The following is a 22,818-nucleotide window of genomic DNA, read 5'->3' as shown; positions in this document are numbered from 1 at the left end:
CCTTAATCAAGCCGTGATCAGCTAATAATTGTGCGTCAGCTTTATACAAATCAGAATAAAGCCAGCATCTTTACAATATGTCTTAGATTTCAAATTTTAACTGTAGGAATTGATTTCCACGGTCTTATTACCAGTAACTTAGCATCTTATTGGTAATAAAAATTATGAAATAAAAGCTATAGAATAGTCGCTGAAAATAGGGCAAATATAAAGCCTTATTTTAACATTTTTTTGGCTGTAAGTCACTGTTTACTGGTGATTTATAGCACCTTTAGCAGTGTCTTTGACAGCAGCTTTGTCTGTAATTGAGTGATTAGGATTATAATCTACAATTAGTAGTTACTAGCAGGCTGTATAGTTATAAAAACAAGACAATAAACAGATTAAATGAGTAAAGCTCAATTAGATCTGTAGTTAATGAAACCTATAAGTTATTCAAAAGGTGTTAACTCACCTTGTTTCATGTGAAACATATTGGGAGACGACCAATATTGATTGACTATCGGTAACACATCCGCCGTCAAGCTAGTCATAAACACCTGACAAGGCAGCTTAGCCAAAGTGGATAATAAAATATCTATCGCTCTATCGTCTAGTTCAGCGGTGATATCATCTAATAGTACAACTGGTGTAGTTATGGCTTGGTTATCAGTTTGCAGGTTTTGACTGGCCGATTGTTCAGCAGAGTCATCGTTGAGCAATAGTGGTAATTGCGACAGGCGTAATGCGGTAATAAGTAGCTTCTTTTCGCCGCGAGATAAGACGTTCGCAGCTTGCTCTTTTAACGTAGGTAGCTTTTGCTCTTTTGACGCGGACAGCTCAGTTGTGCTCGTCTGATACTCCGTTACTGATTTAGACTTCTCATCTTTTACACCCATCTCACTCTGGGAGCGCCAATGCACATGAATATCGGCACGGTGGCTACCGATACGAGTATAGCCAAGCTGTAGATCTTGGGCAAGACGCTCGTCTAACTGTAAATCTAGTGGTATCGCGACATCGTAGCCTGCATGGTAGCTTAGACTGATTTGCTGAGCATAAGACGGTAGCAGCTGCGCAATGCTTTTCTCAAAATAAGGCTGCCAAGCTAGAAATACTTGCTCACGATAATGATGAATAAGTGCCGCATGGTTAGCTAGAGCTTTATTCCAGGACTTAATTTCTGCTAATTGCACTTGGGTTAGACTTCTACTTTGCTTAAGTAAACTGTTACGCTGTTTTAATAAGCGCTGATAAGCTATCCACTGGGGATGAAAACTTTGTTTCATGTGAAACACTAACCAATCGAGTAGCTGACGACGACTCGCACTGCCCTGCTCGAGCATGTCCATCGATGAGGGGTCTATCAGTAATGTAGGTAGTTGTTCGGTGAGGATACTTTGGTTATAAACGGTATTTTGATTGAGGCGCAGGACGGTAGTAGCGTCAGTCTGCTTTTGAATCGCTAAACTAGCGCCGTCGGTTAAGACAGCATGGACAATGGCCGATGGCCTATGGTGCTGAACATAGCGTTTAGGCTGACTATGACGAAAGCTCTTACCGCGTGACAATAAGAATATCGCCTCTAACAGCGACGTTTTGCCACTACCGTTTTCTCCGATGATGACATTACATGCTGCTGCTTGCAGTTTGACTTGTTGAAGGTTACGTAAGTCTGTCGCTTGTAAACGTTCAATCATAATGATTACGAAAACCTTATCAAGCTTAGATACGCATCGGCATAATAACGTATTGATGGAACTCATCGCCTAGCTGGTTGACTAGCACCGAGGCGTTAGATTGGCTCATATGCATCTGTACATCGCCTTGTACCACGCCGAGCACATCTTGCAAGTAAGCGGCGTTAAAAGACAGCTCCATAGGCTCGCCTTGATACTTAGCTTGTACCATCTCCACCGCTTCGTCTTGTTCGGCATTGTTAGCTCGTATCTCAACCATACCATCGCTAGCAAAGTTAAATACTACTCCGCGTGACTTCTCATTACTCAAAATCGCCACTCGGCGCAGCACATCAGTCATCTTTTCTTTACTAAACAAAGCCAACTTATCAGTGTTACTAGGCATAACTCGGCGATAGTCAGGAAACTTACCATCAATCAGACGCGCGGTAAAAGTGACCATCAAGTCCGTGCTGACTTGTCCGGTGCTATCAACCTCACCGAACGGTAGACTAACTTGCAAAAACTCACGACCGAAACTTAAGGTAACATTATTGTCCTTATCTCCTAGCATCTTACCCAGCTCAGTAGCCAAGCGCTCAAGCTCAATCACTGCCTTACGCGGCAAAATCGCCTGCATATTCAAATCGCTATCGATATCGATCACACTACGCGCTAGCGCTAACCGGTGACCATCAGTCGCTACGGTGGTTAGCTGCTGCTGCGACACATCAAAAAGCATACCAGTCAAATAGTAGCGAACATCCTGAATCGCCATCGCAAACTGAGTCTTATGAATAAGATCTATCAGTCGGCTACGGCTAATCGTCAAGGCAGTGATATTCTCAGGATTCCCTAAGCTCGGATAGTCCTCGCTTGGTAGAGTGCCTAAAGTAAAGCGGCTTTTACCACTCGTGAGTAAGCAGCGCTCGTTTTCTTGCGTCGTCAGATTAATCTGCGCTTGTGCGGGTAACGATTTGCAGATATCTTTTAGCTTTATCGCTGGCAAAGTCGTTGTACCCGCTTCAATACAAGCACCAGCAGGCAGCTTAAGTTTGGAAGTCAGCTCAACTTCTAGATCCGAAGCGGTCAGTATCAGCTCAGACTCAGAGAGTTGCAGTTTTATATTACCCAAAATCACCATATTATGGCGCTTATCAGCGGCCTTAGCGATTAAGTTAATAGCTTTTAATAACGACTCACGATTAATCGATAATTGCATGCTAGGTACTCTTATTTTAGAAAATCTGTTTTTTAGGAGTTTAGGCTCAAAGTGATATCGCTAAGACATCTATCCTTAGAATGACCTTAAGTTTAAGTGATTAAATAGTACTCATTATAAACTATATTTAGTCGCTAAAATACCGCGCTACTGTTTTGCCTGTTCCTGCTTATTGTGTTATCTAACTCATTCACGTTATCCGGCTTGTAGCATCAGCGCTAGCGCCTTGTAGTCTTTGTCTACCGTAGGATCCTCAGCGCGTAACTGCGCTACTTTTTCGCAGCCATGCATAACCGTTGTATGATCGCGGCCACCAAAAGACTGACCTATATCTGGGTAACTATCACCTGTCAACTCCCGAGACAGGGCCATCGCTATTTGCCGTGGTCTGGCGATACTACGAGTACGTTTGCGGCCCATTAGATCTTTGACGCTGATATCGTAGTATTCAGCGACTACTTTGCGGATATTATCCATATTGACCGCTTGTACGCGCATAGCCACGATATCTTTGAGCGCATACTGTACCATCTCAAGCGTCACTGGAGCTCCAGTCAAATTAGAGTTGGCAAATACCTGATTGAGTGCGCCTTCCAACCTTCTCACATTAGAGACTACATTCTGTGCGATAAACAAAGCGCATTCTTTGGGTAGTATCATCCCAAAAGAAGCAGCTTTTCTTTGCAATATTTGTACGCGAGTATCAATCTCAGGAGGCTCGACAGCGACTGTCAGTCCCCAAGAGAACCTCGAGCGAAAGCGTTCATCAAATTCAGTCATTTGTGACGGATGACGATCCGAGGCCAGAATAAGCTGTTTATCGCCACTAGTGAAATCTGCAAATAATGTCAAAAACTCATTACTACTTTTTGTCTTTCCAGCTAATACATGAATATCATCAACAATTAATAAATCCACTTTTTTTATTTTCTTTTTAAAATCTTCTATTTTATTATTTCTTAAAGAATATACTAATTGATTAATAAACTTCTCAGAAGTGAAATAATAAAAACTTCTATTATTTTTCACATAGCGCTGAGCAACAGAATGCATTAAATGTGTTTTTCCCAGACCTGAAGGGCCATATATGAATAAAGGATTATGCCTATTTTTTGATTGACGCTTGCTCAGCTCGTAGCAAGCCTTGTAGGCGAGGTTATTCGACTTGCCGGTGACAAAGGTTTCAAAGGTGAATTCAGGGTTTAGATAGCTAAGAGACTTTGCATCAGCAGAGTCATTGGACGCTGCATATTGTTGGTTATTTCCAGCATCTACTTTAGGGTCAGAACCAAAGTTACTAGTATTATTTTTTGATGACGCTGGGGTAGGGGAGGGGAGATGAGGGTCGTTATTAAACGAAGTATCTTGAGAGTTGGCATGTTCGCTAGAGTTGATATCTGTAGCGCCTTGTGCCTGGTTCTGATCTTCGACTTGAGTGCTCTGGTTGGCATTATCGACACGGACTACCACGTCAATAATACTACCTTGACTGTGTTTAGCGACCAGTTGACGAATGTCTTCTAAGTGGTTTTTTTTGATATAAGAAACAAAATAATCGTTAGGCGCTCTAATAACAAGGGTTTGCGCTTCCTCATGCGCAGACAAAGGTCTTAACCACATCGTAAAGACGTTATCTTTGACATGATAACGTAAATCGTCCAAGCATTTATCCCAAAGTGTCGCCGTGTCTATCATAAAAAACCAACCTCATTAGCTTGTACTCAACAAGTACCTTAGCGCTTATATTTAAAATAATAGCAGTATTCACAGCCAAAAATCCTAGCTACCACTTCTTGATAAGGACTGATATCTGCAAGCTTAGTAATAACAATTTAAATAGATCTCTTGCTAGAAACCTCGGTAGCCTAAGACGGCTAATTTACCATAAACGGCCTGTGGATAACATCCCATATTTTGGGGATAACTCTGTGGACAGTTTTGGGGATAACTCACAACCTTAACTTACCCACATTTCACCCACAGCTTATCCACAGGGTTACCCATAGCCTATCGTTTTGATAAATAACATTATAGTAGAGTTATCCTCAGAAAAACCGGCTCCCAATAACAACAATACTTATATATATTAATAGTTAATTATTATAGAGAACGCTGAAATCTGTGGATAACTTTTTAAAACAGTGACAAAAGTAACTGTAATAATAACGACTAGAACGACGCAGATAACTAGCAAAGTCTCTTTTGTTAACGTCTTTAACGACACTAAAAGAGCGCTTTGAGCTCTATTGGAATCTATCAACAGTGTAACGATCAAAAGCGCTAGGAAAACAATGCATTAGTTCGTTGACCTGAATTTGTGACAATGGTATAATCCTGCATTATTTTGAATTTAGTCCATTATTTTGATAGGTGAGTTATGAAACGTACATTCCAACCCAGCGTGATCAAGCGTAAACGTACTCACGGTTTCCGTGCACGTATGGCAACGAAAAAAGGCCGTCAAGTATTGGCACGTCGCCGCGCTAAAGGACGTCATCGTCTTACTGTGTAATTGGCAGATAATCTCAGCAGATAACTATAACTGAGAGATAGCCATCTATTAAAAGCGCCTATATTGGCGCTTTTTTTGTCTCTATATTTCGTATCTAATTTATACTTAAGACCCTCATCAAACGCTGCGGTAGTTGCTCATTTCATAACTATCGTAGAGCTCTCATTTTAGGCCTTACTATGTCCAACCCTATTTTAGCTACCGAGACCTTCTGCTTTACTAAAGAGCAGCGCCTACTCACTCCAGCGGCTTTTCGTGAGGTGTTCGATGCTCCTGAGCGTAAACTCCATCAAAGTCATCTTATGGCTTTTGTACGCAGCAACACTCTTGAGCAGCCTCGGGTTGGGATGGCGATTACTAAGCGTAAAGTACCTACTGCGGTGAGTCGTAATCTAGTCAAACGTTTAATTCGAGAAAGTTTTCGTAAGCAAGCGGATAACCTAGAAAATAAAGATATCGTTTTCATCGTTAAAAAATCTATAAAAGGATTAGAAAATAAAGAGTTGATAAAAGAGATAAATAATATATTTAAAAAAATCGAAAAAAAATAAAATGATTTATTTAAAGATTTTAGTTAATAGGGTTTTTTATTTTATTTTATTCAATTTTATTAATATCTATCAAAAAATAATAAGTCCGATGATACCAGCACGCTGCCGCTATTACCCTACTTGTTCGAATTATGGCAAGCAGGCGCTCGCTTGGCATGGCGTTTGGAAAGGAGGTTGGCTGTTACTAAAACGCCTTGGCCGCTGTCAGCCTTGGGGTGGGCATGGCATTGATTTTGTTCCTATTCCCTTAGCTAGCTATCACTACATGCCTCTATATTCAGCTGTGACAGGAACAGATGAGAAAAATGAGTTAAATGACGCTAGTCGTCGACTAACTAGTAGCGTCTATCGCGATAACAGTAGCTATGTCGCACGGCTAAACTACCTTATGCGCTAAAAAAGTCTTAGATATGGATAACTTTTCATCTCAATAACTTGTTATAGTTATCCACAGCTTATCCCAGAGATACTCATATCTCGATAGTTATCCACAATTTATCCAAGTTACTCCCAGTTATGCTCAGTTATCCCCAGCCTATCCACACTCTTGGTATCATTTAGGCTCAATTTTTAGTAAAATAATGCACATTTTATGTTAATGATTGCTAACACTGCTATTGCTAGCATCACGATTCACGATTTAGTGAGTAATCGTGATGCGTGCTTTAATTTTAGTTCCCTAATATTTAATCTAGGACAGGTTTATGCAAAAGATATTACGGGTAATGATCATCATTGCGATGCTAATTACCGCTTATCTGCTGATTTTGGCATGGCGAGATGATTATGCTGATGCGCCAGCTGTAGAAACGACGCCGAACGCGGCGACTACAGTAGGAGGTGATATTCCCTCTACCACTGGCGCTGCAGGTGACATTCCGGCACAGACGATACCGGTTGACAATGGTCTTGCGACCACTACTCCGGCGCAAGACACCAATCTTATCTCTGTGACCACCGATCGTTATGATCTCAAGATCAATCCTGAAGGCGGCGACATTGTTTATGCTGCACTAAAGCAATACGATGCGACGCTCGATAGCGATGAGCCTTTTGTGTTACTAGAGAATAATAGTAATCGTGTCTATGTTGCTCAGTCAGGCTTAATCGGTCCAAACGGTATCGATACTGCTGATGGCCGAGCCAGTTATCGTTCTGCAGCTGATAGCTATACGATGAAAGAGGGGCAACAGACCTTATCAGTACCGTTAACTTATCAACAAGATGGCGTCACGGTAACGAAAACGTATACTTTCACTCATGGCAAATATCCCATCGATGTTAGCTATCAGATTCAAAACAGATCAGAGCAGCCGTGGCAAGGGCAGATGTTTGCTCAGCTCAAACGTGATGATAGCAAAGATCCCGGAATGTCTGATAAAGGCGCGCTGAGTATGGCGACTTATCTAGGCGGTGCTTGGGGTACGCCGGATGATCCGTACAATAAGCTTAAGTTCAACAAGTTTAGTAATGATGAGCTCAATGTTGCTAGTGATGAGGGCTGGGTTGGTATCGTCCAGCATTACTTTGTATCGGCTTGGACACCGGATAACTTCACCGGTCAATTCTTCAGCCGCGAGACAGGTAACGACTATTTCATCGGTTTTAATAGTCAGCCTGTCAATATTGCTGCAAATAAGCAGCTAACTTTAGACGCCACTTTATATGCCGGTCCGAAAGTACAGTCTGAGCTCAAAGAAGTTGCTGTCGGTCTGAATCAAACTGTCGATTATGGTTTATTGTGGCCGATATCGAAGATACTTTTTGCTATTCTTGATGGTATTCATAAAGTATTAGGCAACTGGGGTTGGTCTATTATTGTACTGACTATCTTAGTGAAGATATCGCTGATGTGGTTCTCTAATAAGAGCTACTATTCAATGGCGAAAATGCGCTCGTTGGCACCGCGCTTAGCGGCTCTAAAAGAAGAGCATGGCGACGATCGAATGAAGATGTCGCAAGAGATGATGAGTATTTATAAGGAAGAGAAAGTCAATCCGATGGCGGGTTGCCTGCCGATTTTGATGCAAATGCCTATCTTCTTAGCGCTATATTGGGTACTGGTTGAGAGTGTTGAGCTGCGTCACGCGCCGTGGATTCTATGGATTCAAGATTTATCTGCAATGGATCCTTGGTTCATCTTACCGTTATTAATGGGCGTCTCGATGTACATCCAGCAGCAGTTAAATCCGCAGCCTGCTGATCCAATGCAAGCTAAGGTGATGAAGTTTTTACCCATTATCTTTACCGCCTTTATGTTGTTCTTCCCAGCGGGTCTAGTACTGTACTGGACAGTGAACAACTTGTTTAGTATGACGCAGCAATATATCGTCAATAAGAAAGTGGAAGAAGAACAAAAACGTCGTACCGTTAAGGTGCTAAGTTAATTAAGTTCTGATGATGTAGTCATCTAAAACCATCGCTTAGGCGGTGGTTTTTTTATAGCTGAGTTTATTATGATTGTTTACTAAGCAAAGCGAGAGTACCGAGACGGCCTATTTCAACTTTACTTTGTCAGTATTAGATAAGGCGTCTATAATAGAGGTTTTGGTTATTGAGAGTGGTTGTAAATGCTATGCAAATGCCAGTAAAAGCTCAAGCAGGGTTGACTACGATTGCGGCTATCGCTACGCCATTAGGGCGCGGCGGTGTCGGTATTATTCGTCTATCTGGAGCAAAAGCTTATGACATCGCTTGTCAATTAACCGGTAAAAGTAGTTTTACACCGCGTCTAGCGAGTTTTTGCCGCTTTTATCAGGCTGACGGTACTATCATTGATGAAGGCTTGGTCTTATATTTTAAAGCTCCGCACTCATTTACGGGCGAAGATGTCATTGAGCTTCAAGGCCATGGCGGGGTAATACTACAGAACTTGCTATTAGCTCGAGTGTTTGAGCTAGGCGCTAAGCAGGCGACGGCAGGAGAATTCTCTTACCGCGCTTTTGATAATGATAAGCTAGATTTGGTGCAAGCTGAAGCCATCGCTGACGCTATCGATGCTACTAGTGCTGCCGCTGCAAGCAGCGCTATTCGCTCATTGAGTGGTGAGTTTTCAGATAAAATCAATCAGCTATTAGAGCAGCTTATTCACCTGCGTCTACACGTCGAGGCGGCGATAGACTTTCCTGATGAAGAGGACGTTGATTTCTTATCTGACGGGGTAATCCAAGACAAGCTTGAACAAACCCAAGCTCAAATACAGCAAGTACTAGCGACCGCTAAGCAAGGCCAAATGCTGCGAGATGGTATTCACGTAGTGTTAGCGGGCAGACCCAATGCCGGTAAATCAAGCCTGCTCAATCGCCTTGCTGGTCAAGAGCGCGCTATCGTCACCGAAGTCGCAGGCACTACGCGTGACACGCTAAGTGAGACTGTAGTACTTAATGGCTTAACCTTGCATTTGACTGATACTGCTGGTCTACGTGACACTGAAGATACGGTCGAGCGTATCGGTATTGAGCGTGCCCGTACGGCTATCATGCAAGCTGATATTTTGCTACTGGTCTATGATGTGACTCGTGATATTGAAGGCGAGAGCACTCCATTACAACTTGCAGAGCAACTGTTCGGCGAGTTACCAGAAGCTAAGCGTCTGTTGATTATTGCTAATAAAAGCGACTTATTAGCGACGTCTAGCAGCGATAGTCTATTAACAGCTGCACAAATTAAGATGCAGGATAAAGGCTATGAGCAGATCAATGTTTCATGTGAAACAGGTGCGGGTATCGAAGACTTAGTAGACGCGTTATGTGCTAAAGTGGGCTTTCATCCACCTGAGAATAGTCTTATCGCCCGTACTCGGCATCTAGACGCTTTAAGACGTACTGCTAGCTATTTATCAGAAGCTCATGAGCAACTAATAGTATTTAAGGCAGGAGAGTTAGTGGCTGAGAGCCTACGACAAGCACAAGGCAGCTTAGGTGAGATCACCGGTGAGTTTAGCGCCGATGATCTTTTGGGTAAGATATTCGGCAGCTTTTGTATTGGTAAATAAATCCGCATGGGCAGATAAGTTAACGTAACAACCATACCAGTAGCACACCATTATAATCATACTCTTTTGTGTGAAGCCGCTGTAGCTTTCAAGCAAATATAATGGCTAGAATTGGAGAGGATAAATTATGCATTGCCCTTATTGTAACGCTTCAGAGACCAAGGTGATGGACTCACGCTTAGCTGCAGAAGGGGCGCAGGTGCGTCGCCGTAGGCTCTGTAGTAGCTGTCAAGAGCGGTTTACTACCTTTGAGATGGTAGAAGTGGTGATGCCGCGTATTATCAAATCTAGTGGCAAAATAGAGCCCTATGACAATGAAAAACTACGTCGCTCTATTTTATTGCCACTGCAGAAGCGTCCGATTACCACTGATGAGCAAGAGGCGATGATTAGCCGTATCGAAAAGCGCGTCAGACAGATGGGTGAGCGTGAAATCAGTAGTAAAGTGTTGGGCGAAATTATCATGAGTGAGCTAAAAGTCTTAGACGACGTCGCTTATGTGCGTTTCGCTAGTGTCTATCGTGATTTTCAAGACATCGATGCTTTTCAGCAAGAACTGGCTAATATACGTCCTGCTGATAAAAACGATTAGTTAGCTGCTATTCTGTGACTGGCTTTACCATCAGCTTCATGTGCTTTATTCACGTGAAACACTTTTATAGGTTTAACAGCGTCATTATTTATTAACAAACTTATCAACAAGCTTGCCAATACCTTTACCTACTCCAATCACACTAAGCTTTTATTATGTCTATATCCGATCATGCGCAGCATGCCCAAGATAACTACTTTATGATGTTGGCTATTGAACAGGCTAAACAAGGACTGTACACCACTAGGCCTAACCCTGCAGTAGGCTGCGTTATAGTGCAGTCAGGGGAGATTGTTGGACAAGGCTTTCACCCAAAAGCTGGCGAGCCGCATGCCGAAGTATTCGCCTTAAGAGCAGCAGGATCGCAGGCAAAAGCAGCAACTGCTTACGTCACTTTAGAGCCTTGTAGTCATACCGGGCGTACGCCGCCTTGTGCGCTTGCGTTGATAAATGCCGGACTCAAGCGTGTCGTCATCGCCGGTCTCGATCCCAATCCTCAAGTGGCGGGACGCGGAGTATCACTGTTAGAGCAGGCAGGCATAGAGGTCACAATAGGCATATTAGAGGAGCAAGCAGAGCAGCTAAACCTTGGATTCTTAAAAGCGATGCGCACGCAACTGCCTTATGTCCGGCTAAAAATAGCGACGAGCTTAGATGGCCGTACTGCGATGGCAGATGGAGAGTCGAAATGGATAACGGGTGCTGCTGCTCGCGAAGACGTGCAAAGGCTTAGAGCGCGAAGCGGCGCCATCATTACCGGTAGTCAAACTATCATCGCCGATAACCCAAAGCTCAATGTGCGCTCATCGCAGTTAGGAGTTGATATCGGGCAAGTTCCTCAGCCTTTAGTTGTCGTGCTCGATAGGCGTCAGCGCTTAATATATGCTGCTGACTCCGCTTATGAGTTATGTCAGGAGCAACAAACGCTATATTGGCGCGAGGATGATCTACTGAGTCTGCTTAAGCATTTAGTTAGCGAATATCAGTGCTACGAAGTGTTAGTAGAAGCGGGGGCTAGTGTGGCTGGTAGTTTTCTTAATCAGCGATTGGTCGATGAGTTAGTTGTTTATCAAGCTCCTTGTGTCTTAGGGTCGCAAGCACGAGCTATGGTTGAAGTGAACCCATTGTCCTTGGCGCAGCAGCTACGCTTTCAATATACTGAGTCTAAATTAGTTGGCAGCGACTTAAAGCTGACTTTACAACCTTTATAGCAGCCCCTTAATAAGATGGGGATAAATACTACCAGCCTCACTGTTTCACATGAAACTGATGTAAAGTGTGGATAACTTATACTAGTTTGTTTCATATGAAACATTGTTTATTAAAAAATGATCATTATTTTGAAAAAAATACTAACCAAATCAATTGGTTGACTATAACTAAAAACGATTAGAAGTAAATTAGAAAACAGCACCTTTATTGTGGATAACTTCTTAAATATTCTTAGTTTCACGTGAAAATAGCTATAACCTTATTAAGTTATCCACAGCTTAGCCTTGTTATCCCCAGCATTGAAAATGATATTATTTGCTCAATTAAGGATAAATAAGTCAGTTCTATTTAATGTCATAATCTTATAGAGAAAGAGGGTCATATGTTTACAGGAATTATCGAAAGTGTTGGTCATGTCAAATCTATGCAACCTGTAGGTGGTGACATTCGCCTGACTATAGAGTCTGATGACTTAGACTTCAGTGATGTGAAATTAGGCGATTCTATAGCTTCGAACGGCATTTGTCTGACAGTAGTCGCTATGGGCAGTAATTATTATTCGGTAGATGTTTCACGTGAAACTATCGCTCGTACCGCATTAGAGTCCCTAAAACCCGGTCATATTGTCAATCTAGAAAAGGCTATGCTGCCGACAACACGGTTCGGTGGTCATATTGTCGCAGGGCACGTGGATGGTGTTGGCGTCATTAGTAAAGTAGAAAAGGACGCGCGCTCCATCTACATTGAGATCGAGATTCCAAAGGAGCTGGCGCATTATACGGCAACCAAAGGCTCAATTACGGTAGATGGTATTAGCTTAACCACTAATTTAGTCCGCGATAATATCGTCAGTTTAAACATCATTCCGCATACCGCACAAGTGACAAATATTGGCAAACATTGGCTGTTAGGGAATAAAGTAAACATCGAGGTCGATATCGTGGCACGCTATCTAGAGCGCTTAATAAACAAAGACAACCGCTCAGCGAATACTATCTCTAACCCGCAAACGAATATCACTGAGGCTTTTTTGGCAGATAATGGCTTTATGAAATAAATCGTTGCAGTACGTCTTGGAGTTTGTCTCTTTGCACCGGCTTAGTCAAAAACTCGTTCATGCCTACTTGTTGGCAGTTCACTCTATCCTCGGCGCTGTCATTAGCAGTTAAGGCGATAATAGCAATATCATCGCCTGCATCTCTGATAGCTTGCGTCGCTTCTAATCCATCCATCACCGGCATACGGCAGTCCATCAAAATAAGCGCAACCTCTTGACGATGCGTCTTTAATAAAGCGAGTGCCTGCTCACCGTTTTCTGCAACCACACTGCGATAGTTGAGCTTAGATAAAAGCTTGCAAGTGACTTTTTGATTGATTGGATTGTCTTCTACGACTAGTATCAGCGGGGTAGTAGCCTTCGTTTCAGCAAGTGTTTGTTTAACCCTTTCAGCGTTAGCTTGTTGGTCTTTAGTTGCTAGATTTTCGCTGGCGGAATTTGTTTTCTCTATTTGTAATCCTATTGGCGCTAGATCTGATATTTGCGGCGCTGCTGACTGAGACTGAGACTGAGACTGAGACAAGCGTATCAGCTCAGAGAGCATTAAGGTAATATTGATAGGTTTGTCTAAGAAGCCATCAAACTTTTCTAGCAACGCTGCAGGTATGCCGCGCTCGGGCTTCCTACTTAGCAGAATCTTTGTTGCAGTGCTATTATTAATGATTGCATCTAGGGCATTGTTAGTATCAGACGATGCTTCAGATAAGGCATCAGGCAGTGCATCATCAGGGTCAGTGTCTGAGCGATCGTCGCCAGGTATATCCTCGATTGTCTTTGAAGAGGAGCGTCGCGTAGCATTATATTCTTCATAAAACTCATAATCTAACAAGAGTATAGGCGTCAAGCTTGGCTCACTGGGCGTAAGCTCCTGCTCTAGATGAGCTAGCGTTGCTGCATTTAATTCGTTATAAACACTGATAGTCATCGACAAATAATCGCCGATACGCTGCAAGTAAGTCTCGCGTAGCGCTTGATCGACAACTGCGATTAGATGAATGCTAAGCAGGCTATGATGAAAATGATAGACCGGCTGATAGATAGGCGCGTGGCAAGGGATATACAGATCAAAAGTACTGCCGCATGCCGCTGCGCTCTCAACAGCAATGAAACCACCAAGCAGCTGCGCAAAGCTTTTTGAGATAGCCAAACCTAGCCCGGTACCACCAAACGTTTTTGTGATCTGGGGATTGGCTTGATTAAAATAGGCGAATAATTGCTGCTGCTCCGTCGCTGTCATGCCGATGCCCGTATCTTTAACCCTAAAACGAATCCACCCACAATCGCTATCCTGATTACTAACGCGACTACTAACACGAGTACTATCTTGAGTATGAGTCAAAGCGTTAGACGTAGACGTTTTAGACGCGGAGTCTGGCGCGCTGATAGCAGCGTTTGCGGTGCTGAGCTTATTCAATGGGGCTGGGTCAAGCTCAGCCACTTCTTGCATTGTTACCGCTTCTACAATGAGTGCCACATAGCCACTATCGGTAAACTTAACGGCATTGTCCATAAGGTTCAATAGTATCTGGCATAGGCGCTGGCCATCGGTCGTGATATAGCGAGGACAATGAGGCTCAAAATAGTACAACATATCGATATCTCGACGACGGCTGTTGCCTATCATCAAATCGCTAACCTGCTGTCCAAGCTTAAAGATATCAGTAGATTCGTTAAGGATATCTACTTTTCCGGCCTCTATCTTGGCCATATCGAGCATATCATTCAGCATAGTCAGCATAGAGTGACTAGACTGAGTGAGAATGGCTAAAGTCTCGCGCTGCGCGGTGGTCAAACTGTCCTTGTCTACCATGTCTAATGTACTAATAATAGCGTTTAGCGGTGTACGTAGCTCATGGCCAATGACAGATCTAAGCTCAGTAGATGATTTGGCTTGACTCTCAAGGGTGTGATTTTTTAGACGTAGATCTTCGCATTTCTTGACAAAGGAATTAACATTATTCAGCAGCGCCGTAAATCCGCGAACTTGACCATGCGCGCCGAACCAAGGAGAGAGATGCAGCTGATAAGGCTGGTTGTTCTCTAGACCATAAACCAGTAGTGTACGCGTGACGCGCTCAGCGCTAAGATCTAATAATAGTTGCTGCGTGGCTTTGTCACTACCTGTCAAAAAGTCGCTTAAACTATAACTGACTTCACTTTGAAAAACGGTAGCAAAAACCTGCTCAAAACGTGGGTTAAAAAAACTGATTTGTCCTTGCCGGGTGATCGTCAGCATAGGTAGCGGCGCGCCATCCACCAAACGCTCCAAGCGGTGTCTTAGGGTGTTGATGCGCCGATGGTCATTATGCAGCTGATACTTAATACGGCTAAGCGCATGCCCTAAGCGTAAAAATTCAGAGGTAGTCTTCTCTAATGGAAAAGGTGCTGGGGTATAGGCTTCCTTAGCATCCTCACTTAGAGTGTCAGTATAAAGTAGCAGCTGCTGCCAGTTCGCTTGACGGCGAAGCACATAAAGTAGCGCTATTATAAAAAGTACAAGAGCGGCTATCAACGGTAGCCAATAGCGGTAAGATGTCCAGTTGACATCCGGTATATGATGGCGCAAAACAAGGTAGAGCTGATACCCTCCTTTAAGGCTAATATCCGCTCTGAGCGTTTGGTTGTCTAGTTGATACAAGTTTTTTGCATTGGAGGTAGTCGCTGGAAAACTAACAGCAACAAGCGCAGTCTCATTTGGGCGCGTGTGATTATAGATATATGTCTGACCTGAGGGCAGCATAAAAATCAGCTGATAACTGATGTCTTGGAAATAAGGCTTTTTTAGTATGTTTTCGACATCGTCATTGGTTATCGCTGCATGTTCAGTCACGTCATACTGCAAATTATTAAAAATATCCAGACTACGTCTCTCGCTATGATGCCTAAGCTCCATATAAAGCGCTGCATAATACGAAGACAATAGGATCACTAAGGTCAAAGTATAAAAGAGCAGTAGGCGTTTTAGAGACTGAAAATTTTGCATAAGATTATAATCCTATGCTTGCAAAAAAAGGCAAGCGGATACAGTGATCACTAGAGTCTGAGAGTTAGAGCGGGCTACAAATTTGCAGCATGTTTTTTGCGTTAAAACCTTAGGGTTATTATTTGCTATGCTAAGACCACTATTATAATAGCAAGAAATTTGTAGATAACCTCATCTTAATCATCAGCATGACGCTCAAGGTGCTTAGTCCCTTGCTAACAGACATGGCACAAGCCCTCAAACTCACTTATAATATGACAAACTATAATATCATGTTTACCAGTAGCCGATAGTTAGGGCTTAGTACTGGCAAAAGCTATAAGAATTATAAGGAAAAGAATGACTGCTACTGACGATACATTGATGAATGACGCTGATACTGGTTTACCACTCTCTACAGCTAAAAGACGTGTGGTGTTTGCTGGCACCCCTGAATTTGCAGCGACTAGCCTACAGGCGCTTATTGCACAGCAAGAGTCGCTAGGTATAGAGATTGTTGCGGTCTATACTCAGCCCGATCGCAAAGCAGGACGCGGTCAAAAACTCAGTACTTCGGCAGTCAAGCAAGTGGCTATAGATAACGATATCGTAGTTGAGCAGCCTGCTACTTTCAAGAAGTCTAGCGCCGAGGGCATGGCCGCTCGGCAAACCCTGCGTACCTACCAGCCTGATGTAATGATTGTCGCCGCTTATGGACTTATTTTACCGATTGGTGTGTTAAAGACGCCGGCTTTAGGCTGCTTAAATATTCATGCGTCATTACTGCCACGATGGCGCGGGGCTGCGCCCATTCATCGCGCGCTACTCGCTGGGGATGAAGAGACAGGCATTACCATTATGCAGATGGACAAGGGACTTGATACCGGTGATATGCTCTATAAAGTGAGCACTGAGATTACTGAAGACGATAGCGCGGCAAGCTTACACGACAAGCTGGCAGACTTAGGCGCTCAGGCGATCATCACCGTCATGCAAGACTTAGAGAGTTATCAGGCCAAAGCCATCAAGCAAAATGATGCCGAGGCCAATTATGCCGAAAAATTAGTCAAGTCAGAAGGTGAGATTGATTGGGCGCAGTCGGCGGCGACTATTGAGCGGCAGATACGCGGGTTAAATCCTTGGCCAGGTACTTATACCTTTTTGCAGGGTCAGCGAGTCAAGATTCTAGCCAGTTTGCCTGTCAATGAGACGCAGCCTACAGATAAACCTGCTGGTACTGTCATTAGTGTTGGCCGCAAGGCTATCTTAGTCGCTTGTGGAAAACAGGATGATCAAACACAAGCAGGGACTCTAGCGATTACTCAGCTACAGTTTGCCGGTAGCAAGCCTGTCAGCGCCGAGCAAGTCTGCCATGGCAATCAATTAGACGATGGCGATCGATTCACCGCCAATCCTGATCAGTGATAACAGCTGAACAGTAATAACAGCTAGTCAATAACAAAGATCGGCAAACTCTAGCCAAACATGACGCTACTAATCAAACGTCAAGGAAATAAAACTTAATGAGACAACCGTCAACAGCGTCTAACCCCAATAGTAAAACTCCCAAACCTTCAAGTAATCTAAAAATGGTCGGTAGCGTGCGCGTACGTGTCATTCGTACTTTGCTTGCCATCCAAAACGGTCAGTCACTCTCAAGCGTACTCGACCCTCTACTGAACAGCTTGTACGAAGGCGATAAAGGCTTTGCCCATGCACTACTATTGACCACTTTGCGCCAGTGGTTTGCGCTTGAGCGTCTGCTCGATAGCCTAGCGGATAATCCTATCGATGAGATCGAGGTGCGTACGACTATCCTAGTGGGGCTGACGCAGCTGCTGTATCTAGAAGTCGCTGATCATGCCGCTATCCACGAAACGGTTGAATCGGTTAAGGAGATTGAGTTTGCGCACGCAAGCGGCCTGACCAATGCTATCTTGCGCAAAGTCGCTAAGAACCCGAGCAAGTTCCGTAAAAAGTGCGACAAAAAACACAGCCTGCCAAACTGGTTGGCCTATCAGCTTAAGCAAGATTGGTCTGAGCATTACGATGAGCTGATGCGAGGTCTACGCCAGCCTGCACCGATGTTCTTGCGAGTAAATACGGTTGATGCTTCAGTAAGTGACTACCAAAAAACGCTACAGCAAGCCGATATCAGCGCTGAATGGGTAGAGGTGAAAACAGGTCTGTCACTATCACAAGCTACTGATAATAAGGATAGAGTAAACACAGTCATTGATCATCAAGCGCTGCGCTTAGAGCAGAGCAGAGCAGTCAGCGGTTTACCTAGTTTTGCTGAAGGCGGCTTGAGTATTCAAGATCTATACGCTCAGCTAGCCGCGCCTATTATCCAACAAGCGCTTGTGCATAAAGAAGCTACTGAGGCGAGTGTAGGCGAGAACAGGGCGGTGTCTAAGCTTACGCTATTAGATGCTTGCGCCGCTCCCGGTGGTAAGCTGGCCCACTGGCTTGAGCTATTAAATAGTGAAGATGGGTCAGCATTGTTTCATGTGAAACAAGATAAGGCTGACGATGCTAATATCAAGCTAGTCGCTATTGATAATGAAGCACCGCGTATAGAGCGCATTCACGATAACTTGCAGCGCTTAAAACTTGAGCAAGCCAATAATAGTATCGATCTAGATATTGTCTGTGCGGATGCGACGCGTTGGCAATTGGCTGAAAAGGGCTTTGATAAGTTAGCAGTGTTTGACGCTATTCTTTTAGACGCGCCGTGCACTGCGACTGGGGTCATCCGTCGCCATCCTGATATCAGTATTTTGCGTAGTGAAGAAGACATCGAGCAAACCGCTGCGTTGCAGGCGGATATTTTGCATAATCTGTGGCCACAGCTCAAAGTCGGTGGTTATTTACTTTATGTGACTTGCTCGATATTGAAGCAAGAAAACACGCTACAAATGCAGGATTTTTTAAGCAAAAATAACGATGCGACAGCTATCGAGTTTACCGATGACAGCAATTGGGGCATTGAGCAGGACATCGGCCGTCAGTGCTTGCCGATAGATAGCACAGGCGGGGATGGCTTTTATTATGCGTTGTTGCAAAAAATAGCTAAGTAAACGTGCTTTAAATTACAGATGGATAATCGTGATTTGCGTCAGCCTACAAAAGCCATTGGCAAATTAGTAGTTTAATTAGGGCGTGTTGAACATTCGACCATGGCACTGACAGAGACTATTTTTTAGGCGATTTGCAGATAAAAATGGTAAGTTTAGTCGTTCTAAGCGTCTATTTTTATCAATAAAGCGGCAAAAAAGAGTCCTGTCCCTGTTGTTGTCGTGAGGGCTGATGCTAAAATCGCCCTAGTCGTTGCGACTGTTTAAATAAAATCAGCTAGCCAATGCAATAAGCATTACCTGCAATTTTAACGACGACTAGAACACAGCTTTGATAAACTAGTAGCGATCAGCAGTGCGCATTTGTGAATGTTCAACACGCCCTAATAAATTAAAGACAGGATAAGACATGAAATATATCAGTACCCGTGGTCAGACTGAGCCGATGGATTTTAGTGATGTACTCCTTATGGGGCTTGCACCTGACGGCGGTTTGATGCTGCCTGAGCATTATCCAACAGTTGCCAGTGATGTGTTAGAAGAGTGGCGTCATCTTAGCTATACCGATCTAGCACTAGCGATTATGCAGCGCTTTGCCACCGATATTCCTCATGCTGATCTCAAAGATATTATCGATCGCACTTATACTAAAGAAGTGTTTAGCGATAGTGATATCGTGCCGGTGCGTAAGCTTGAGGAGGATTTATATATTTTAGGCTTATCAAACGGTCCGACTTTGGCGTTTAAAGATGTCGCGATGCAGTTCTTGGGTAATGCCTTTGAGTACGTCCTCAAGCGTCAGGACGCGCGTATTACTATTATCGGTGCGACCAGCGGTGATACGGGTAGTGCAGCCGAATATGCGCTACGCGGCAAAGACAATATCGAAGTGTTTATGCTATCGCCACATGGCAAAATGAGCGAGTTTCAGCGCGCGCAGATGTATAGCTTAACCGACGACAATATCCACAATATCGCCATCAAAGGTATGTTTGATGATTGCCAAGATATCGTCAAAGCGCTGCAACAAGACGCTGAGTTTAAGGCAAAATATAACCTAGGAACGGTCAACTCGATCAACTGGGGACGGATACTCGCGCAGATTGTTTATTACTTTAAAGCATATTTCGCAGTGACGGATAGCAATGAGGAGACCGTTAGCTTTAGTGTGCCCTCAGGTAACTTTGGCAATATTTGCGCCGGCCACATTGCGCGTGAGATGGGGCTACCGATTGAACGTCTCATCGTTGCGACCAACGAGAATGATGTACTCAACGACTTCTTTAACCAAGGCGCGTATCAGCCGCGCACCACTGACAAGACTTATGTAACCTCAAGTCCATCGATGGATATCTCTAAAGCTTCCAACTTTGAGCGTTTTGTTTATCTATTATTAGAAAAAGATAGTGCGCGTGTTCATGAGCTGTTTGAAGGCGTGAAATCAGGGCAAGGTTTTGATTTGTCTGAGGTGATGGAACAGGTCAATAACCGTTATGGCTTCGCGGCAGGCAAGTCCACTCATGCCGATCGTCTGCACACGATCAAAGAGGTATATGAGCAATACGGAGAGCTGGTTGATCCGCATACCGCTGACGGCATTAAAGTCGCTAAAGAATTACAGCAAGAAGGGGAAGTGATTATCTGCGCCGAGACGGCATTGCCTGTGAAATTCGCTGAGACTATTATTGAAGCGGTTGGACCGATAGAGATTGCTCGTCCTAAGCATACTGAAGGTCTAGAGGACTTAGAGCAGCATGTAACGGTATTGGATAATAAAGCCGAACTAGTCGCTGAACAAATTCGCCAGCATGTTGCGTCAAATGGCTAGTTGATTAGTTTCACGTGAAACTACGTAATAAGGTTTTAGCTATAAAAGTTATGTTTTTGTAAGTTTGTGTCGCGTATTGTGCTATGGTGCATATCATTGTAAACTGAATTGTCGTAAAAGTTGGCAGTAAGCCTCTGAGATATCTTTAAGAAGGCTTGACTACAGTTGAATAAAGTTATGCCTGTGATTTAACTATACCTTGTGGATATCGCATGAATACCAGTCTAAAAACGATAACAAAGATGCTCGTTGCTACTATGTTTAGTAGCGCTTTACTGATGACTACGTCTCACGCCAATAATCCGGCGCCTGCCATCAAGGCAGATGCTCCCAACCGCTATATCGTCAAAAAAGGCGATACATTATGGGACATCTCCGGACGTTACTTGGAGAGTCCATGGCGCTGGAAAGAGATTTGGGCGACCAATAAGCAAATCAAAAACCCAAACCTTATCTATCCTGACGACATTCTTATTTTATGTATCATTCAAGGCAAGACCTTAGTCGGTATTGATACCGGTGAGGGCTGCGCTGGTATTGAAAAGCAATTGATGGGTAAGGTGGAGCAAGAAGTCGTTGTGACCTCAGTCGCCAATAGTATCCCTGCGATTCCTTTGAGCTCTATTCAGCACTGGTTAGATCGCTATACCATCGTGCGACCAGAGGATTTTAATAGTACTCCTTATATTTTAGCTTCCAAAAACCGCAATTTGATTACCGCGAGCGGCGATAAAGTCTATGCCAAAGGCGTACCGCTTATCATAGGTCAGCGCTATGGTATCTACCGTGAAGGCGAACGCTATGTCGAACCTAAAACCCAAAAGGTCATCGGTTTAGAGACCATGCAAGTAGCAAGCGGCATAGTTACTAGTGTCGCTGAAAACGGTATCAGTAGTCTGCAGTTGTCCGAATCTTATGGTAAAGAAGTGCGTGAAGGTGACAGGGTATTCGTTGAGCTAGATAACTCTATTCCGCCAGTGTTTTATCCAGCGCCCGCGCAAGTGAGCCGCGGCGGTATGATTGTACGAGTGATGGACTCTATCAGCTCAGCGGCGCGCGGCAGTGTCGTGGCTATTAACTTAGGTACGGCCCAAGGCGCTAAGCCTGGCGATGTATTGACCGTCTATCAAAAAGGCCCACTGGTACGCGATACTTTAGATAATGATAATGCTGTACGCCTGCCTAGTGAAGAGAGCGGCATGGTGATGGTGTTCAATAGCTTTGATGACATCAGTTATGCTTATGTACTGAGCTCAGAGCTGCCACTGAACGTCGGTGATCAATTACTACCACCGCCTTACTTATAAAGGCAAATTAGCTAATTTATGAGCCGAAGGTCAGTAGTTAAATTCAGTTTCTTATTTGCACAAGCACTTCTCTTGTATGAGCTAGACGACTATGACGCCACCGCCTTCATCTCATTTAGATTCTAATCAGTGTGCAATATTAGCGCTGTGGTATGAGGTGAATGCCTCCTTATCCGCCTATCATAAGCTACTTAGTGCTTTTGGCGGTGCTCAGCAAGCTTGGGAAGCTGGCTTTGAGGCTTGGCAAGCATTAGGGATACATGCCGCTCATTTAGCACGTCATAAAAATAAAGAGCAGACATCCGCTAGTATCGATAGGATTGAGCAAGCGCTTACCGCTGGACAATATCAGCTAATTTTTGCCGATCAAAGCGAGTTTCCAGCCCAGCTACTACAGATTTACGATCCGCCGCCGCTACTATTCTGCCGAGGTAATATCAACCGCTTGCAGCAAGCACAAATCGCTATAGTAGGAAGCCGAAAGCCAACCGCTCATGCCCAAAAAACCACATTTGATATTGCTCAGTATCTAGCGCAAACCGGCTATGTCGTCACTAGCGGTTTGGCTATGGGAGTAGATAAACAAGCACACTTAGGAGCGCTTGCGCAAACCGATAGCGACTATCAAGGGCGTACGGTAGGCGTGATGGGTACAGGAATTGAGGTCTTCTATCCTAATCATCACGATAAGCTATTTAGTCAAATTATCGAGCAAGGCGGTTGTATCATTAGCGAGCTATTGCCGCATACTCAGCCCCATAAGCACACTTTTCCGCGTCGCAATCGGTTAGTTGCTGGCCTAAGTCTAGCGACGATAGTGACCGAAGCTACTATCAAGAGTGGCTC

Annotated in this window: 17 protein-coding genes; 13 read left to right on the top strand and 4 right to left on the bottom strand. The window is 43.9% G+C overall.

The annotated features are described in order from the left end of the window. Positions 1-431 precede the first annotated feature (431 nt). From recF to dnaA, 3 genes are all read right to left on the bottom strand, one after another. The gene (recF, locus tag W234_RS0104970) at positions 432-1,679 is read right to left on the bottom strand and encodes a DNA replication/repair protein RecF (RefSeq protein WP_025645325.1); all 1,248 of its coding nucleotides are present in this window, start codon (positions 1,677-1,679) and stop codon (positions 432-434) included. A gap of 25 nt (positions 1,680-1,704) precedes the next feature. Then, on the bottom strand, positions 1,705-2,880 hold the full coding sequence (dnaN, locus tag W234_RS0104965; protein ID WP_025645323.1) for a DNA polymerase III subunit beta: 1,176 nt from the start codon (positions 2,878-2,880) through the stop codon (positions 1,705-1,707). Positions 2,881-3,075: 195 nt separating this feature from the next. Next, positions 3,076-4,575, bottom strand: coding sequence for a chromosomal replication initiator protein DnaA (dnaA, locus tag W234_RS0104960; protein WP_025645322.1), 1,500 nt, complete (start codon positions 4,573-4,575; stop codon positions 3,076-3,078). A 682-nt stretch (positions 4,576-5,257) separates the two neighbouring features. On the opposite strand from dnaA, the gene rpmH reads away from it, so the two are divergent. The 8 genes from rpmH (at position 5,258) to W234_RS0104925 (ending at position 12,798) form a co-directional block, all read left to right on the top strand. Beyond that, positions 5,258-5,392, top strand: coding sequence for a 50S ribosomal protein L34 (rpmH, locus tag W234_RS14295; RefSeq protein WP_007394757.1), 135 nt, complete (start codon positions 5,258-5,260; stop codon positions 5,390-5,392). A gap of 179 nt (positions 5,393-5,571) precedes the next feature. Beyond that, positions 5,572-5,943 carry a ribonuclease P protein component gene (rnpA, locus tag W234_RS0104955; protein WP_025645320.1) on the top strand — a complete coding sequence of 124 codons (372 nt, stop codon included), beginning with the start codon at positions 5,572-5,574 and terminating at the stop codon, positions 5,941-5,943. Between the two features lies 1 nt (position 5,944). Continuing rightward, positions 5,945-6,340 carry a membrane protein insertion efficiency factor YidD gene (yidD, locus tag W234_RS14160; protein WP_025645318.1) on the top strand — a complete coding sequence of 132 codons (396 nt, stop codon included), beginning with the start codon at positions 5,945-5,947 and terminating at the stop codon, positions 6,338-6,340. A 307-nt stretch (positions 6,341-6,647) separates the two neighbouring features. After that, on the top strand, positions 6,648-8,330 hold the full coding sequence (gene yidC, locus W234_RS0104945; RefSeq protein ID WP_025645316.1) for a membrane protein insertase YidC: 1,683 nt from the start codon (positions 6,648-6,650) through the stop codon (positions 8,328-8,330). 194 nt (positions 8,331-8,524) lie between these two features. After that, complete coding sequence (mnmE, locus tag W234_RS0104940; RefSeq protein WP_025645314.1) at positions 8,525-9,937, top strand: tRNA uridine-5-carboxymethylaminomethyl(34) synthesis GTPase MnmE; 1,413 nt, start codon at positions 8,525-8,527, stop codon at positions 9,935-9,937. Between the two features lie 127 nt (positions 9,938-10,064). Beyond that, the gene (gene nrdR / locus W234_RS0104935) at positions 10,065-10,529 is read left to right on the top strand and encodes a transcriptional regulator NrdR (protein ID WP_025645312.1); all 465 of its coding nucleotides are present in this window, start codon (positions 10,065-10,067) and stop codon (positions 10,527-10,529) included. A gap of 161 nt (positions 10,530-10,690) precedes the next feature. Beyond that, positions 10,691-11,740, top strand: coding sequence for a bifunctional diaminohydroxyphosphoribosylaminopyrimidine deaminase/5-amino-6-(5-phosphoribosylamino)uracil reductase RibD (gene ribD / locus W234_RS0104930; protein WP_025645310.1), 1,050 nt, complete (start codon positions 10,691-10,693; stop codon positions 11,738-11,740). 383 nt (positions 11,741-12,123) lie between these two features. Beyond that, the gene (locus W234_RS0104925) at positions 12,124-12,798 is read left to right on the top strand and encodes a riboflavin synthase (RefSeq protein ID WP_025645308.1); all 675 of its coding nucleotides are present in this window, start codon (positions 12,124-12,126) and stop codon (positions 12,796-12,798) included. Here the strand turns inward: W234_RS0104925 and W234_RS0104920 are convergent. After that, positions 12,788-15,781, bottom strand: coding sequence for a response regulator (locus W234_RS0104920; RefSeq protein ID WP_025645306.1), 2,994 nt, complete (start codon positions 15,779-15,781; stop codon positions 12,788-12,790). The genes W234_RS0104925 and W234_RS0104920 overlap by 11 nt on opposite strands. A gap of 363 nt (positions 15,782-16,144) precedes the next feature. Between W234_RS0104920 and fmt the strand changes: the two genes are divergently transcribed. The 5 genes from fmt to W234_RS14775 form a co-directional block, all read left to right on the top strand. Next, positions 16,145-17,185 carry a methionyl-tRNA formyltransferase gene (gene fmt, locus W234_RS0104915; RefSeq protein ID WP_037059049.1) on the top strand — a complete coding sequence of 347 codons (1,041 nt, stop codon included), beginning with the start codon at positions 16,145-16,147 and terminating at the stop codon, positions 17,183-17,185. A gap of 98 nt (positions 17,186-17,283) precedes the next feature. Then, positions 17,284-18,840, top strand: a complete 1,557-nt coding sequence (locus W234_RS0104910; RefSeq protein ID WP_025645302.1) for a transcription antitermination factor NusB — start codon at positions 17,284-17,286, stop codon at positions 18,838-18,840. Between the two features lie 406 nt (positions 18,841-19,246). Then, entirely contained in the window at positions 19,247-20,665 is a 1,419-nt protein-coding gene (gene thrC, locus W234_RS0104905) for a threonine synthase (protein WP_025645300.1), read from the top strand. A gap of 212 nt (positions 20,666-20,877) precedes the next feature. Then, positions 20,878-21,972: a LysM peptidoglycan-binding domain-containing protein gene (locus W234_RS0104900; RefSeq protein WP_025645299.1), complete on the top strand. Its 1,095-nt coding sequence runs from the start codon at positions 20,878-20,880 to the stop codon at positions 21,970-21,972. 91 nt (positions 21,973-22,063) lie between these two features. Then, the coding region (locus tag W234_RS14775) for a DNA-processing protein DprA (RefSeq protein WP_037059027.1) at positions 22,064-22,818 on the top strand (755 nt) is incomplete at its 3' end.

The sequence above is a fragment of the Psychrobacter sp. TB15 genome, assembly GCF_000511655.1.
GTDB classification, from domain to species: domain Bacteria; phylum Pseudomonadota; class Gammaproteobacteria; order Pseudomonadales; family Moraxellaceae; genus Psychrobacter; species Psychrobacter submarinus.
Note: the sequence above shows the minus strand (reverse complement) of the source record. Positions and strands in the feature narration are given on the sequence as shown.

What these genes read in the sequence shown, in the direction of transcription:
- recF (WP_025645325.1), bottom strand. Translation starts at nt 1,679, where the DNA reads ATGATTGAACGTTTACAAGCGACAGACTTACGTAACCTTCAACAAGTC.
- dnaN (WP_025645323.1), bottom strand. Translation starts at nt 2,880, where the DNA reads ATGCAATTATCGATTAATCGTGAGTCGTTATTAAAAGCTATTAACTTA.
- dnaA (WP_025645322.1), bottom strand. Translation starts at nt 4,575, where the DNA reads ATGATAGACACGGCGACACTTTGGGATAAATGCTTGGACGATTTACGT.
- rpmH (WP_007394757.1), top strand. Translation starts at nt 5,258, where the DNA reads ATGAAACGTACATTCCAACCCAGCGTGATCAAGCGTAAACGTACTCAC.
- rnpA (WP_025645320.1), top strand. Translation starts at nt 5,572, where the DNA reads ATGTCCAACCCTATTTTAGCTACCGAGACCTTCTGCTTTACTAAAGAG.
- yidD (WP_025645318.1), top strand. Translation starts at nt 5,945, where the DNA reads ATGATTTATTTAAAGATTTTAGTTAATAGGGTTTTTTATTTTATTTTA.
- yidC (WP_025645316.1), top strand. Translation starts at nt 6,648, where the DNA reads ATGCAAAAGATATTACGGGTAATGATCATCATTGCGATGCTAATTACC.
- mnmE (WP_025645314.1), top strand. Translation starts at nt 8,525, where the DNA reads ATGCCAGTAAAAGCTCAAGCAGGGTTGACTACGATTGCGGCTATCGCT.
- nrdR (WP_025645312.1), top strand. Translation starts at nt 10,065, where the DNA reads ATGCATTGCCCTTATTGTAACGCTTCAGAGACCAAGGTGATGGACTCA.
- W234_RS0104925 (WP_025645308.1), top strand. Translation starts at nt 12,124, where the DNA reads ATGTTTACAGGAATTATCGAAAGTGTTGGTCATGTCAAATCTATGCAA.
- W234_RS0104920 (WP_025645306.1), bottom strand. Translation starts at nt 15,781, where the DNA reads ATGCAAAATTTTCAGTCTCTAAAACGCCTACTGCTCTTTTATACTTTG.
- fmt (WP_037059049.1), top strand. Translation starts at nt 16,145, where the DNA reads ATGAATGACGCTGATACTGGTTTACCACTCTCTACAGCTAAAAGACGT.
- W234_RS0104910 (WP_025645302.1), top strand. Translation starts at nt 17,284, where the DNA reads ATGAGACAACCGTCAACAGCGTCTAACCCCAATAGTAAAACTCCCAAA.
- thrC (WP_025645300.1), top strand. Translation starts at nt 19,247, where the DNA reads ATGAAATATATCAGTACCCGTGGTCAGACTGAGCCGATGGATTTTAGT.
- W234_RS0104900 (WP_025645299.1), top strand. Translation starts at nt 20,878, where the DNA reads ATGAATACCAGTCTAAAAACGATAACAAAGATGCTCGTTGCTACTATG.